Source organism: Streptomyces sp. NBC_00273, from assembly GCF_036178145.1.
Lineage (GTDB): Bacteria > Actinomycetota > Actinomycetes > Streptomycetales > Streptomycetaceae > Streptomyces.
Window position 1 is genome coordinate 5,343,682 of sequence record NZ_CP108067.1, and the last position, 14,113, is coordinate 5,357,794.

The following is a 14,113-nucleotide window of genomic DNA, read 5'->3' on the forward strand; positions in this document are numbered from 1 at the left end:
AGCCGGTCACGGAGCCGCCGCGTCCACCGCCTTCACGATCCGCTTGTCGGAGATCGGGTACGCCGTCCCGAGCGCGTGCGCGAAGTAACTGACGCGCAGTTCCTCGATCATCCAGCGGATGTCGGTGACCGCGGACGGGACCGGCCGCCCCTTCGGCAACTGCTCCAGCAGCCAGGCGTACTCGTCCTGCATCTCGTGGACCTTCTCCATGCGCGTCGTGTCGCGCTGGACGCCCGTGGGCATCTGCTGGAGCCGCCGGTCCACCGCCACCAGGTAGCGCATCAGGTCCGCCAGTCGGCGCAGCCCCGTGAGCGTCACGAAGCCGGCCGGCACGAGGGCCGCCAGCTGCGTCTTGACGTCCTGGATGTTCGCGACCAGCGCCAGGCTGCCCGTGGCCTTCAGACGGCGCTCACAGGCCTGCCAGGCGGCCAGCACCTGCTGCACCTGGCTCACCGTGCGCACGGTCGTGTCCACCAGGTCGGCGCGGACGGCCTCGTAGAGCTTCCGGAAGCCCGCCTCGTCCCACGCGGGGCCGCCGTGGTCGGCGATCAGCTTGTCGGTCGCCGCGGTCGCGCAGTCGTCGAAGAGCGCCTGGATGGAACCGTGCGGGTTCCTGGACAGGGCCAGCTTCTGCTGGTTGGTCAGGTGGTCCGAGGCGAACTTCGCCGGGTTCACCGGGATGTTCAGCAGGATGAGCCGCCGGGTGCCCAGCCACATGGCCTGCTGCTGCTCGGCCTCGGTGTCGAAGAGCCGTACGGAGACGGTCGAGCCCTCGTCCACCAGCGCCGGGTACGCCTTCACCGGCTGGCCCGCACGCCGGGTCTCGAAGACCTTGGTCAGCGTGCCGATCGTCCAGTCGGTCAGCCCGGTCCGCTCCACCGATTCCCCGCCCGCCCGCTCGGCGGTGGCCGCGGCGGCCTTGGAGAGGGCCTGGCGGGCCTTCGGCTTCAGCCTCAGGCGCAGGGCCTCCAGGTCCTTGTCCTCGGCGAGGTTCTTGCGGCGCTCGTCGATGATCCGGAAGGTGATCTTCAGATGGTCCGGGATGCGGGTGAGGTCGAAGTCCTCGGCCGAGACCGGGACCCCCACCATCCGCTGGAGCTCGCGCGCCAGCGTGACCGGCAGCGGCTCCTGCAGGGGCACCGCCGTGTCCAGGAAGCGGCCGGCGAAGTTCGGCGCGGGCACGTAGTGCCGGCGGATCGGCTTCGGCAGCGAGCGGATCAGCTCGGTGACGACCTCCTCGCGCAGGCCCGGGATCTGCCAGTCGAAACCCTCGTCGGTGACCTGGTTCAGTACCTGGAGCGGGATGTGGACGGTCACGCCGTCGGCGTCCGCGCCCGGCTCGAACTGGTAGGTCACCCGGAACTTCAGCTGCCCCTGACGCCAGGAGTCCGGGTAGTCGGCCTTGGTGACCCCGGCCGCCTTCTCGGTCAGCAACATCTCGCGCTCGAAGTCGAGGAGTTCGGGCTCCTCGCGCTTCTTGTGCTTCCACCAGGAGTCGAAGTGCGCCCCCGACACCACGTGGGCGGGGATCTTCTGGTCGTAGAAGTCGAAGAGCGTCTCGTCGTCCACCACGATGTCGCGGCGCCGGGCCCGGTTCTCCAGCTCCTCCACCTCGGTGAGGAGCTTGCGGTTGTCGGCGTAGAACTTGTGGTGGGTGCGCCAGTCGCCCTCGACCAGCGCGTTGCGGATGAACAGCTCGCGCGAGACCTCGGCGTCGATCCGGCCGTAGTTGATCTTCCGCTGAGCCACGATCGGTACGCCGTACAGCGTGACCTTCTCGTACGCCATCACGGCCGCCTGGTCCTTCTCCCAGTGCGGCTCGCTGTACGTGCGCTTGACCAGGTGCTGCGCCAGCGGCTCCACCCACTCGGGCTCCACCTTGGCGTTCACCCGGGCCCACAGCCGCGAGGTCTCCACCAGCTCGGCCGACATCACGAACTTCGGTTGCTTCTTGAAGAGCGAGGATCCCGGGAAGATCGCGAACTTGGCGCTGCGGGCACCGAGGTACTCGTTCTTGTCGGTGTCCTTGAGCCCGATGTGCGAGAGCAGACCGGCCAGCAGCGAGACGTGGACGACCTGCTCCGGGGCGTCGGCCTCGTTGACGTGGATGCCCATGCCCTTGGCGACCGTGCGCAGCTGGGAGTAGATGTCCTGCCACTCGCGGATCCGCAGGAAGTTCAGGTACTCCTGCTTGCACATCCGGCGGAAGGACGAGGAGCCGCGCTCCTTCTGCTGCTCGCGGACGTAGCGCCACATGTTCAGGAACGAGAGGAAGTCGCTGGTCTCGTCCTTGAAGCGGGCGTGGTTCTGGTCGGCCTGGGTCTGCTTGTCCGAGGGCCGCTCGCGCGGGTCCTGGATGGACAGGGCCGCCGCGATGACCATGACCTCGCGGACGCAGTTGTTCTTGTCGGCCTCGATGACCATGCGGGCCAGCCGCGGGTCCACCGGGAGCTGGGAGAGCTGGCGGCCCATCTGCGTCAGGCGCTGCCCCTTCTTCCCCTCCGGGGAGGACTTCTCGCCCGTCTCCAGCGCGCCGAGCTCCTGGAGGAGCTGCACGCCGTCGCGGATGTTGCGGTGGTCCGGCGGGTCGATGAAGGGGAACTTCTCGATCTCGCCGAGGCCGGCCGCGGTCATCTGGAGGATGACGGAGGCCAGGTTCGTCCGCAGGATCTCGGCGTCGGTGAACTCGGGGCGGGCGTCGAAGTCGGCCTCGGAGTACAGCCGGATGCAGATGCCGTCGCTGGTACGGCCGCAGCGGCCCTTGCGCTGGTTGGCGCTGGCCTGCGAGATCCGCTCGATCGGCAGGCGCTGGACCTTGGTGCGGTGGCTGTAGCGGGAGATCCGGGCGGTGCCCGGGTCGATCACGTACTTGATGCCGGGCACGGTGAGGGAGGTCTCGGCGACGTTGGTGGCGAGGACGATCCGGCGGCCGGTGTGCTGCTGGAACACGCGGTGCTGCTCGGCGTGCGAGAGGCGTGCGTAGAGGGGGAGGACCTCGGTGAATCGTAGATTCCGCTTGTTGAGGGCGTCCGCCGTGTCGCGGATCTCGCGCTCGCCGGAGAGGAAGACCAGGATGTCGCCCGGCCCCTCGGACTGGAGCTCGTCCACGGCCTCGCAGATCGCGGTGATCTGGTCCCGGTCGGAGTCGTCGCCGTCCTCGGCGTCCTCCTCCAGGAGCGGCCGGTAGCGCACCTCCACCGGATACGTGCGCCCGCTGACCTCGACGATCGGCGCCTCGCCGAAGTGCCGGGAGAAGCGCTCGGGGTCGATGGTCGCCGAGGTGATGACGACCTTGAGGTCGGGACGCTTCGGCAGCAGCGTGGCCAGGTAGCCCAGCAGGAAGTCGATGTTCAGCGACCGCTCGTGGGCCTCGTCGATGATGATCGTGTCGTAGGCGCGCAGCTCGCGGTCCGTCTGGATCTCGGCGAGCAGGATGCCGTCCGTCATCAGCTTCACGAAGGTCGCGTCCTGGTCCACCTGGTCGGTGAAGCGGACCTTCCAGCCGACGGTCTGACCGATCTCGGACTTCAGCTCCTCGGCGATCCGCTCCGCGACCGTGCGGGCGGCGATCCGGCGGGGTTGGGTGTGCCCGATCATGCCCCGGACGCCGCGGCCCAGCTCCATGCAGATCTTGGGGATCTGCGTGGTCTTGCCGGACCCGGTCTCGCCCGCGACGATCACGACCTGGTGGTCGCGTATCGCCTCGGCGATCTCGTCCTTCTTCTGGCTGACGGGCAGGTTCTCGGGATACGTGACCTCCGGCATCCGCGAGGCACGGCCGGCCAGTCGCTCGGCGGCCTTGGTGGCCTCCGCGGCGATCTCGTCGAGCACGGCCTGCTTGGCCTCGGGCTTGCGGATACGGCGGGCGCCTTCGAGGCGGCGGCCGAGGCGGTGCGCGTCACGGAGGGAGATCTCACCGAGAAGCGTCTGCAGGGCGGCGAAGGAAGTAGACATACCTGGTCGAGGATCTCACCTGGGCCCTCCGGGTGGCGAACGCATTTGTCGGGTGGACCCGTACCATTTCGGGACGAGTCCGTCGGTCGTACGAATGAGAGGCAGCCCACCTTGTCCCGCCCCCGTCACGTCTGGCACCTGCTCGGCGTGGTCCTGGCGGTGCTCCTGGGCTGTGCGGCCCCGGCGGTGGCGGTCGCCCCGGCGACCCGGACGGCGCCGGCCGCGGACTCGGTCCCGTCCTCGGCCCCGGCGCAGACCTCGGCCCCGGCCCTGGACTCGGCCCCGGCCTCGGCCCCGGTCCGGGACCATGCCTCCGCCCTGGCTCCGGCTTCGGCTTCCGACTTGGTCTCGGTCCCGGCTTCGGCTTCGGGCCTGGCGTCGGCTTCGGCTTCGGCCCCTGCCGCGGCAGCGGAGCCGGCTTCGGGCCCGGCCCCGGCCACCGGCTCGGTCCCGGGGTGGCCCCGGGCGGCAGTGTTCGCCGACGCCGGCGGGCCCGCCTGCGCGCCGGTGGCCCCCGAGCGCGGCGGTACGCCCGCCGTCCCCGCGCGCGCCTTCGGCGAGCACGCCCAGGTCCCGCCGGTCCGGGCGGTGCCCGAGGAGGCCGGTCCGGCCGCGGCCGTGCCCGTACGGACCCCCGTACGCGGCCCCGACCGCCCGGCCCCCGACCGGCTGGAGCTCTGCGTGATGCGGGTCTAGGCCGTCTCCTCCGGATCTTGCCTGCCCCGCGCCGCCCGGTACCGGACGCCGCGGGCCTCACCGGCAAGATCCGAAAGAGACGACCCAGTCGGGACCGGTCCCACCGGTCCCGTCCCACCCGCCCGCAGCACCGGAGCACCCGCATGCCCTCTTCCAAGAAGCCCTCCACCAAGAAGTCCTCCGCGAAGCCCCTCCTGATCTCCGCCGGGGTGGCCCTCGCCGCGATCACCCTCGGCCTCGTCTCCTGGCAGGCCACCGCTCCCGCCGAGACCGGTTCGGCCGGTTCCGGTTCCGGCGCCGGCGCCGCGCCGCGGACCGACCCCGCCGCCGAGCTCAAGGCCCTGGCCCGGCGCGAGTCCGGCGACAAGCTCGCCGTCGGCCGCGCCGACGCGCCCGTCGTGCTCATCGAGTACTCCGACTTCAAGTGCGGCTACTGCGGCAAGTTCGCCCGGGACACCGAGCCCGAGCTGGTGAAGAAGTACGTCGAGGACGGCACCCTGCGCATCGAGTGGCGCAACTTCCCGATCTTCGGCGCCGAGTCCGAGGCCGCCGCCAAGGCCGCCTGGGCGGCCGGCCAGCAGGACCGCTTCGACGCCTTCCACGCCGCCGCCTACGCCGGTGGCTCGAAGGAGAAGGGCTTCGCCGAGCCCCGGCTCGTGGAGCTGGCCCGGGAGGCCGGGGTGCCCGATCTGGAGCGCTTCAAGGCGGACATGGCCGGTGAGCGGGCCGCGGCGGCCCTGAAGAAGGACCAGGAGGAGGGCTACCGCATCGGCGTCACCTCCACCCCGTCCTTTCTGCTGAACGGCAAGCCCATCGCCGGTGCCCAGCCGCTCGACGCCTTCACGTCGGCCATCGCCAGGGCGAAGGCCGAGGCGGCGAAGCAGTGACCGACATCGGATACCTGGCCGCCCTGTTGGGCGGCCTCCTCGCGCTGCTCAGCCCCTGCAGCGCCCTACTGCTGCCGGCCTTCTTCGCGTACTCCATCGACTCCACCTCGCGGCTCCTGGCGCGTACCGGGATCTTCTACGCGGGCCTCGCGAGCACCCTGGTACCGCTGGGGGCGGCCGGCTCGTACGCCGGGCGGTTCTTCCACAGCAACCGCGACCAGCTCGTGCTGGCGGGCGGCTGGCTGATCATCGCGCTCGGCCTCGCGCAGATCCTGGGCCTCGGCTTCGCCCCGAAACGGATCTCGGAGCTGTCGGGCCGGATCCGGCCGACCACCGCCCTGTCGGTGTACGCGCTCGGCGCGGTCTACGGGCTGGCCGGTTTCTGCGCCGGCCCGATCCTCGGCAGCGTCCTGACGGTCGCGGCGGTCAGCGGCAGCCCCGTCTACGGCGGCCTGCTGCTCGCGGTCTACGCCCTGGGGATGGCCGTACCGCTGTTCGTACTGGCTCTGCTGTGGGAGCGGTTCGACCTGGGCAGGCGGCGCTGGCTGCGCGGGCGGGCCCTGCGCGTCGGCCGCTTCGAGCTGCACACCACCTCGCTGCTGTCCGGGCTGTTCTTCATCACCCTGGGCGTGCTGTTCCTCGTCTACGACGGGGCGAGCGCGCTGCCGGGGCTGCTGGACGTGGACGACTCGTTCGCCGTGGAGCAGCGGGTCAGCTCGCTTGCGGACGCGGTGCCGGACGGGGCGCTGCTCGCCCTGGTCGCCGCCGGGGCGGCGGCCGTCGGCGTGGTGCAGTGGCGCCGCAGGGAGCGTGCGGCGGCGGCCGAGACCGAAGGGGAGTAACCACAGAAGGCCCCGTCCGATGGACGGGGCCTTCTTGATGGTGGCTGGGGCCGGGGTCGAACCGGCGACCTATCGCTTTTCAGGCGATCGCTCGTACCAACTGAGCTACCCAGCCACGAAACCGTTTCCGGCTTCAGCGATCCTGACGGGACTTGAACCCGCGACCTCCACCTTGACAGGGTGGCGAGCTAACCAACTGCTCCACAGGACCTTGCAGTGTGCGAGAACAAGTCTTGCACACGGTAATGCGTACCCCCAACGGGATTCGAACCCGTGCTACCGCCTTGAAAGGGCGGCGTCCTGGGCCACTAGACGATGAGGGCTAAAGGCCCGCCGGGCACTTCTCAGCGCGTCGGGGACGTGAGAAGCATATGGGATCCGGGGAGCTATCGCCAAAACGGTTTCCCCCGGAGCGACAATGGCCGGGTGCTGGAGATGACGCGCGAGGAGTTCGAAGAGCTCGTCGCAGAGGCCCTGGACCGGATCCCGCCGGAGCTGACGCGGCTGATGGACAACGTGGCGGTGTTCGTCGAGGACGAACCTCCCGCCGACGACCCCGAGCTGCTCGGTCTGTACGAGGGAACTCCGCTGACGGACCGCGGCGAGTGGTACGCCGGGGTGCTGCCGGACCGGATCACGATCTACCGCAATCCCACGTTGCGCATGTGCGAGGACCGGGAGAGCGTGGTCGCGGAGACGGAGGTCACCGTGGTGCACGAGATCGCCCACCACTTCGGGATCGACGACGAGCGGCTGCACGCGCTGGGGTACGGGTGACCTCCCCGCTCCCGGTTCCCGGCGACGGGGCGGAGCGGGCGGCGCAGGCGGCGGAGGCGATCGATCCGGACGTCGACCTGCACGTACCCGCGCAGCGCGCCGAGCCGCAGGGCCGGGTGCTCGCGGCGGTGGCGGCGGGCGGCGCGATCGGGGGTGCGGCGCGGTACGGGATCTCCCTGCTGTGGCCGGCCGGGCCCGGGGCCTTCCCGTGGGCGACCCTGTGGATCAACGCCTCCGGCAGCGCGCTGATCGGCGTGCTCATGGTGCTGATCAGCGAGGGCGGCCGGACGGCCCCGCATCCGTTGCTGCGGCCCTTCGTCGGGGTCGGCGTGCTCGGCGGCTTCACCACCTTCTCCACCTACGCGGTGGACTTCTCGAGGCTCCTGGACGAGGGCGAGACGGGGACCGCCCTGACCTACGGCGGGCTCACGGTGGTGGCGGCGCTCGGCGCCGTGTGGGCGGCGGCCGCGGCGACCCGACTCGTGGTCCGCGGGACCGGGCGCGGGACCGGACGCGGGCGAGTTCCGCGGTGAACTGGCTGCTCGTGGTGGCGGGTGCGGCCGTCGGCGCGCCGCTGCGCTACCTGCTGGACCGTGCGGTGCAGGCGCGGCACGACTCGCTCTTCCCCTGGGGCACCTTCGTGGTCAACGCGGTCGCCTGCCTGGTGCTCGGGGCGCTGGCCGGGGCGGCCCTGGCGGGGTCCGCTTCCTCGCGGCTGCAGTTGCTGCTCGGGGCCGGGCTGTGCGGGGCGCTCAGCACGTATTCGACGTTCTCGTACGAGACGCTGCGGCTGGCCGAGCGCGGCCGGGGGTTCCTGGCCGCGGCGAACGTGGGGATGTCGGTGCTGGTCGGGCTCGGTGCGGTGCACCTCGGGTCGCAGGTGGCGCGGCAGCTCTTCGGCTGAGGGGTTCGGCCCGGGCTCCGCCCGGGTGTTCGTCGGAGGGCGTGTCCCATACGGGTCAAAGGGAGTTGGGCACATTGACCCGCTCATGCGGAATGTTCACCCTCAGGCTCCGGAGGTGCCCCCGTGCGCCAGTTGTCCGCTTCCCTCCGACTGGCCGTCACCGCGCTCGCGGTCGCGGCAACGGCCGGCTGCATGAGTGTCGGTGAGGACGCGGCGAAGCCCGGGCCCTCCGCTCCGGGGGACCGCCGCAGCGGCGCCGAGGCCGGCGCGGGGACCGTCTCGGGACGGGGCCCCGGGGTCCGCGGCAACGGGCACGGCGCGAAGGACGGTACGGCGAGCCAGGACGGCAGGCACAAGGAGGACGGCAAGGCCTCCGGTGCGACCGGGGCCTCGCCGAGCCCGGGCGCGCCGACCGGCCGGCCGGGGGCGCCCGCGCCGTCGGCGGGACCGGGCGGCGGCGCGGGCGGGCAGGGCCCGCAGCAACCCGCTACGGGCGGGTCGGGCGGTGCGGGCGGTGGATCCGGCGGCCCGGGCGGTTCGGCCGGCGGACAGCAGTCGGCGAGCCCGACCCCGGCGCCCCCGGCCACGACTCCCCCTGTGACGGAACCCACGTTGCCGCCGCCGAGTCCGCAGCCGGAGCCGACCATCCAGCCGGCCCCCGAGCTTTAGGCCCGGCGGGCACCCGGCTGGGTCCGGCCGGGCTCGGTCCGATACCGGCGCCGGAGACGTTTTCGCAGGTCGGAGACGTTTCTGCGGGGGCGACTTGCCAGACCCCGGGGAGGGTGCGTATGGTTATAGATCGTTTGATCCCATTGCCCGGCGCCGAATCCGAAGAGCGCCGTGTGGCGCGTACTCTCCCTAGCCGTGGCTGACCGCATTGAGGCGGTCGATTTGCGATTCACGGAGTTTGGGCGCGTGCCGAGACTCCGGAAGGTTTCGCATTTCGCATGTCCATTTCCAGCTCTGACCGTTCCGTCATGCCCGAGAACGACTCCAACGAGATGATCGACGCCGAGGCCCTCGTGGTCACCGAGGCGATCGAGGCCGCTGAGGCCAACGAGATCATCGAGGCTCTTGAGGCCGACGTGAACACCGACGAGTCCTACGAGGACTCGACCACCGACTTCGACGACGACGCTGACGCTGACGTTGACGCCGAGCCCTCGATCACCTTCGGCGACCTCGGTCTCCCCGAGGGCGTCGTGCGCAAGCTCGCGCAGAACGGCGTCACCTCTCCCTTCCCGATCCAGGCCGCGACCATCCCGGACGCCCTGGCCGGCAAGGACATCCTCGGCCGTGGCCGCACCGGCTCCGGCAAGACCCTCTCCTTCGGTCTGCCGACCCTGGCGCAGCTCGCCGGCGGTTTCACCGAGAAGAAGAAGCCCCGCGCCATCATCCTCACGCCGACGCGTGAGCTCGCGATGCAGGTCGCGGACGCCCTCCAGCCGTACGGCGACGTGCTCGGCCTGAAGATGAAGGTCGTCTGCGGCGGTACCTCCATGAGCAACCAGATCTACGCCCTGGAGCGCGGTGTCGACGTCCTCGTCGCCACCCCGGGCCGTCTGCGCGACATCATCAACCGCGGTGCCTGCTCCCTGGAGAACGTCCAGGTCGCGGTCCTCGACGAGGCCGACCAGATGGCTGACCTGGGCTTCCTGCCCGAGGTCACCGAGCTGCTCGACCAGATCCCCGGCGGCGGCCAGCGCATGCTCTTCTCCGCCACCATGGAGAACGAGATCGGCACCCTGGTCAAGCGCTACCTGTCCAACCCCGTCACGCACGAGGTCGACAGCGCGCAGGGCAACGTCACGACCATGACGCACCACGTCCTCGTCGTGAAGCCGAAGGACAAGGCGCCGGTCACGGCCGCCATCGCCGCCCGCAAGGGCCGCACCATCATCTTCGTCCGCACCCAGCTGGGCGCCGACCGCATCGCCGAGCAGCTCGTCGAGGCCGGCGTGAAGGCCGACGCGCTGCACGGCGGCATGACGCAGGGTGCTCGTACCCGCGTCCTCGCCGACTTCAAGGACGGCTACGTCAACGCGCTCGTCGCCACCGACGTCGCCGCCCGCGGCATCCACGTCGACGGCATCGACCTGGTCCTGAACGTGGACCCGGCCGGCGACCACAAGGACTACCTGCACCGCTCGGGCCGTACCGCCCGCGCCGGCAAGTCCGGTGTCGTGGTCTCCCTCGCGCTGCCGCACCAGCGTCGCCAGATCTTCCGCCTGATGGAGGACGCGGGCGTCGACGCCTCGCGTCACATCGTCCAGGGCGCCGGCGCCTTCGAGCCGGAGGTCGCCGAGATCACCGGTGCCCGTTCGCTGACCGAGGTCCAGGCCGACTCCGCGAACAACGCCGCCAAGCAGGCCGAGCGCGAGGTCGCCGAGCTCACCAAGCAGCTCGAGCGCCTGTCGCGCCGTGCCGTGGAGCTGCGCGAGGAGGCCGACCGCCTCGTCGCCCGCTCCGCCCGCGAGCGCGGCGAGGACCCGGAGGCCGCTGTCGCCGAGGTGGCCGAGGCCGCCGAGGCCGAGGTCGCGGCTGCTGCCGCCGCCGCTGCCGCCGAGATCGCGGCGCAGGAGCGCCGTGAGGAGCAGCGCGCCCAGCGCGACGACCGTGGCAACTTCGAGCGTCGCGACAACCGTGGCGGCGACCGCGGTGGCGACCGTGGTGGCTTCCGCCGCGACGACCGCGGTGACCGCGGTGGCCGTCCGTCGGGTGGCTTCAACCGTGACGACCGTGGTGGCTTCCGCCGCGACGACCGTCCGTCGGGTGGCTTCCGCTCCGGTGGCGACCGTCCGTCCGGTGGTGGCTTCCGTCGTGACGACCGTCCGTCGGGTGGCTTCAACCGCGATGACCGTGGTGGCGACCGTGGTGGCTTCCGCCGCGACGACCGTCCGTCGGGTGGCTTCCGCTCCGGTGGCGACCGTCCGTCCGGTGGTGGCTTCCGTCGTGACGACCGTCCGTCGGGTGGCTTCAACCGCGATGACCGTGGTGGCGACCGTGGTGGCTTCCGCCGCGACGACCGTCCCTCCGGCGGCTTCAACCGTGACGACCGCCCCTCGGGCGGCTTCAACCGCGATGACCGTCCGTCGGGTGGCTTCCGCTCCGGTGGCGACCGTCCGTCCGGTGGTGGCTTCCGTCGTGACGACCGTCCGTCCGGCGGCTTCCGCTCCGGTGGCGGCGACCGCCCGTACGGCCGTCGTGACGACCACCGTCCGTCCGGTTCCGGTTCCGGTTCCACCGGCGGCTTCGGCGGCCGCCGTGACGACAAGCCGCGCTGGAAGCGCAACGGCTGATCGCAGTTGAGCTGAACCCCTGAGAAAGGGCCCGTACGCCACCTAAGTGGCGTACGGGCCCTTTCCTCGCTCCAGGGAACTGATGGTGCGTAACGCCCCTCCGGGGGCCGGCCCGAGGAGCCGTGCGGAGCCCCACCGAGCCGGCGGCGACAGGCCGGCCGGCGGATACCCGATCGGCTGACCGGCGCGGTCCGGCTATGCTCTGGGGTGAGCACCTGGAGGGCCATTAGCTCAATTGGCAGAGCAGCGGACTTTTAATCCGTTGGTTGTCGGTTCGAGTCCGACATGGCCTACTGCTCCCAGGCGGGGGTTAACCCCTCTGACCTGCTACTTAGCGCCTCGATTGGCTTCGGCCGATCGAGGCGCTTCGTCGTTCGGGGCCCCGTGCGGGAGCGATGCGGGAGCGGCGGTGCTGGAACTCCCGTTCGCCGCCACGGCTGGACGCGCTCTCGGGACGAGTCGAGCGGCTGCCTCCGCGGCGGCCTTGTCGACCTCGGGCAGCAGGCTCGTGTAGGTGTCCGAAGTCAGCGTGATGGTGGAGTGCCGCAGCGTCTCCTTGATGGTGTGGAGGTCGCCACCGCCGGCGTGGGTGAGGGTCGCCGTCCCGTGGCGCAGGTCCCGGAGGTTGATGGGCGGCAGTCCGATCTCCTCGTAGAGGCGCCGGAACTCCTTGGAGACGGTGTCCGGATGCAGCCAGGTGCCGTCCTCCTTGGTGAAGACCTTCCCCGTGTTCTGCCAGCCCTTCCCCCACTTGAGGCGCTCCTTGTTCTGCCGGACCCTGTGCGCCCGCAGAACGGCCACGGTGTCGTTGTCCAGGCCGATGGTGTTCGCGCTGGAGTCCGTCTTCGGCTCAGACTCGTACGGCGTCCATCCGTCCTGCACGATCTCGCTCGCGACGGTGAGTAGCCCAGCGTCCAGGTTCACGTGCGTCCAGTCCTGGCCCACGCCCTCGCCGCGCCGCAGCCCGCGGAACGCGATCAGGTGGAAGAACGCGTACAGCCGGTGGTCTGACGCGTGGTCGAGGAACGCGCCAAGCTGCTCCGGCATCCACACCATGACCGGGCTCGGTTTCTCGCCCGTCTCCTGCCACCGCCCCACCCGCTCAGCGGTCCACAGAAGCGGCTTCGGGCGCTTGCCCGACTCAAGCTCCACGTGCGCGGCCGGGTTGAAGGTGACGAGCTGCCGGGCTATCGCCGCGTTCAGCGCGGCCCGCAGGGTCCGCCGGATGCTCTGACGGGTCGCCGGCCCCGTGAGCTTCCGGAACGGCTTCATCTCGGCGAGCTTCGCCTTCTCCAGCGCCAGCTTGGCCCGCTCGGCGCCCACCGGGCGCCCCGCCTTGCTCGGCTTGCACCGAGCGATCTGATCGCGGCGCTCCTGGTTCTCGGCCGCGATGACCTCGTTCTCGTCGGCGATGGCGTCGAACATCTCAACGAGGTGCCCGACGTTGAGCCGGTCCAGCCGCAGGTGCCCGATGCGCGGCCTCAGGTGCACCTTGAGGTGCGAGGCGTAGCCGTTGGTCGTGGTCTTCCGGGTCTTCTTCGCCGCGAGCCAGGTGTCGAGCCACTCGCCGACCGTGATCCGGATGGTGAGGGACTGCGTGGTGTGCAGCCGACGCCGCGTCTCTTCGAGGTCCGGCAGAGGTGCCTTGTCCTGTGCCACCTTGGCGAGCAGCTCGACGATGCGCTCGCGGCCCTCGTCGTCGTCCGAATCGGCCAGGGCGAGCAGGGCCCGTATGTGGTCCAGGTCGGCCTGGGCTTCCCCCTTGGACTCGTAGCCGCCGCGGGTGAACGAGCGCCGTGTGCCCTCGCTGGTGGGCGGGAGCTCCTGCCGCAGCCTGTAGGCCCCGTGGCGTTTGTTCTTGAGCTTCGGGCACTTACTCCCGAGCAGCTTCCCGCTCTCCTGGTCCCGGCAGTTGCACCGCCGGTGAGTCGACCCGTTCAATCTCAGTCCCCCTCAACAGATCCCCGCGACCCCTTCGCCACGGGCCCCAACTGGCCTTGCTTGCGTGCCGCCCCGACCCACTTCGCGGCAGCGGAGTGCGAGACGCCGAAGTGCTCGGCGACCGCGACGGTGGGCGGCCGGCCCTGCTTGTGCGCCTCGCGGTAGACCTCGGCCACGTTGGTCAGGTGGTCCGGGGTGAGGCTGCGGCGCTGTCCAGGCGTCTGCTGGGCCGGCAGGAGCCCGAACAGTGGGGCCAGTAGCCGCCGCGCCTCTTCCTTCTTCTGCTCGAACGGGGAAGCCGATTGGTCGGCCTGGGGGGCGAGGGTCTCCCCGAGCCATTCGGTAGCCGAGCTGTTCACCAGCTGCATGAACGCGGCGTGCTTCCACGTCGCGATCCCCGCTGCTTCGAGAACCGCTTCGAGTCCGAAGTCGGCTCCTGTGTCACCGGTCATGACGGACACCAGCTGCACGCCCGACTGCGGGTCGGCGCGGAAGCACAGCGCGACCGTGGCGCGCACCTTTTTCCCCACGGCGATACCGGTGAAGTGGCTCGGCATCTTCAGGTGCCCGAGATCGACGAGGGGCGGTTCCCCGCGGAACTGGTCGTAGGGCCAGCCGGGGGTGGCTACGTAGTCCCATCCGTCGGGCACTCCATCATTCTGCATGCCTGAATCCTGCCCGAGAGGCAAGGAAGTGGCAAGGATGACTGTCCCGCTCGCTCTCATGCGTGCCCTCATGTCTTCCAGCCTGCTTTCCCGGTCTTTCCTTGTTTGTGCTCATCAAGTCTCATCTGGTCCCTCATCTTCCCTCTCA

General features: G+C 70.7%; 11 protein-coding genes and 4 tRNA genes. 9 read left to right on the top strand and 6 right to left on the bottom strand.

All coding sequences use genetic code 11. From position 1 onward, the window contains the following. Positions 1-6: 6 nt before the first annotated feature. Positions 7-3,954 (bottom strand): ATP-dependent RNA helicase HrpA, encoded by a 3,948-nt coding sequence (gene hrpA / locus OG386_RS23540; protein ID WP_328789764.1) that lies wholly within the window; start codon positions 3,952-3,954, stop codon positions 7-9. 111 nt (positions 3,955-4,065) lie between these two features. On the opposite strand from hrpA, the gene OG386_RS23545 reads away from it, so the two are divergent. The 3 genes from OG386_RS23545 to OG386_RS23555 all read left to right on the top strand — a co-directional run bounded on the left by OG386_RS23545 (position 4,066) and on the right by OG386_RS23555 (position 6,379). Continuing rightward, positions 4,066-4,650 carry a hypothetical protein gene (locus OG386_RS23545; RefSeq protein WP_328789765.1) on the top strand — a complete coding sequence of 195 codons (585 nt, stop codon included), beginning with the start codon at positions 4,066-4,068 and terminating at the stop codon, positions 4,648-4,650. Positions 4,651-4,793: 143 nt separating this feature from the next. Continuing rightward, positions 4,794-5,537, top strand: a complete 744-nt coding sequence (locus tag OG386_RS23550) for a DsbA family protein (RefSeq protein ID WP_328789766.1) — start codon at positions 4,794-4,796, stop codon at positions 5,535-5,537. Then, positions 5,534-6,379, top strand: coding sequence for a cytochrome c biogenesis CcdA family protein (locus OG386_RS23555; protein WP_328789767.1), 846 nt, complete (start codon positions 5,534-5,536; stop codon positions 6,377-6,379). The genes OG386_RS23550 and OG386_RS23555 overlap by 4 nt, the downstream gene beginning before the upstream one ends. Positions 6,380-6,417: 38 nt before the next feature. On the opposite strand, the gene OG386_RS23560 is transcribed toward OG386_RS23555, so the two are convergent. The 3 genes from OG386_RS23560 to OG386_RS23570 form a co-directional block, all read right to left on the bottom strand. Continuing rightward, positions 6,418-6,494 (bottom strand) — tRNA-Phe (locus OG386_RS23560). Positions 6,495-6,516: 22 nt separating this feature from the next. Beyond that, positions 6,517-6,590, bottom strand: a tRNA-Asp gene (locus tag OG386_RS23565). 39 nt (positions 6,591-6,629) lie between these two features. Next, positions 6,630-6,702: transfer RNA gene (locus OG386_RS23570), tRNA-Glu, on the bottom strand. Positions 6,703-6,805: 103 nt separating this feature from the next. Between OG386_RS23570 and OG386_RS23575 the strand changes: the two genes are divergently transcribed. From OG386_RS23575 to OG386_RS23600, 6 genes are all read left to right on the top strand, one after another. Next, positions 6,806-7,156: a metallopeptidase family protein gene (locus OG386_RS23575; RefSeq protein WP_030012899.1), complete on the top strand. Its 351-nt coding sequence runs from the start codon at positions 6,806-6,808 to the stop codon at positions 7,154-7,156. Continuing rightward, positions 7,153-7,689 (top strand): FluC/FEX family fluoride channel, encoded by a 537-nt coding sequence (locus tag OG386_RS23580; RefSeq protein WP_443053188.1) that lies wholly within the window; start codon positions 7,153-7,155, stop codon positions 7,687-7,689. Before OG386_RS23575 ends, OG386_RS23580 begins: the two co-directional genes overlap by 4 nt. Next, positions 7,686-8,060: a fluoride efflux transporter CrcB gene (crcB, locus tag OG386_RS23585; RefSeq protein ID WP_328789768.1), complete on the top strand. Its 375-nt coding sequence runs from the start codon at positions 7,686-7,688 to the stop codon at positions 8,058-8,060. The genes OG386_RS23580 and crcB overlap by 4 nt, the downstream gene beginning before the upstream one ends. A gap of 123 nt (positions 8,061-8,183) precedes the next feature. Next, a complete protein-coding gene (locus OG386_RS23590) occupies positions 8,184-8,729 on the top strand; it encodes a hypothetical protein (protein WP_328789769.1) in 546 nt (181 codons plus the stop codon). A 278-nt stretch (positions 8,730-9,007) separates the two neighbouring features. Next, positions 9,008-11,359 carry a DEAD/DEAH box helicase gene (locus OG386_RS23595; RefSeq protein ID WP_328789770.1) on the top strand — a complete coding sequence of 784 codons (2,352 nt, stop codon included), beginning with the start codon at positions 9,008-9,010 and terminating at the stop codon, positions 11,357-11,359. A gap of 220 nt (positions 11,360-11,579) precedes the next feature. Continuing rightward, positions 11,580-11,652 (top strand) — tRNA-Lys (locus OG386_RS23600). A gap of 34 nt (positions 11,653-11,686) precedes the next feature. Here OG386_RS23600 and OG386_RS23605 read toward each other — a convergent pair. Further along, positions 11,687-13,300 carry a site-specific integrase gene (locus tag OG386_RS23605; protein ID WP_328789771.1) on the bottom strand — a complete coding sequence of 538 codons (1,614 nt, stop codon included), beginning with the start codon at positions 13,298-13,300 and terminating at the stop codon, positions 11,687-11,689. Between the two features lie 2 nt (positions 13,301-13,302). After that, a complete protein-coding gene (locus OG386_RS23610) occupies positions 13,303-13,965 on the bottom strand; it encodes a hypothetical protein (RefSeq protein ID WP_328789772.1) in 663 nt (220 codons plus the stop codon). Positions 13,966-14,113 lie beyond the last annotated feature (148 nt).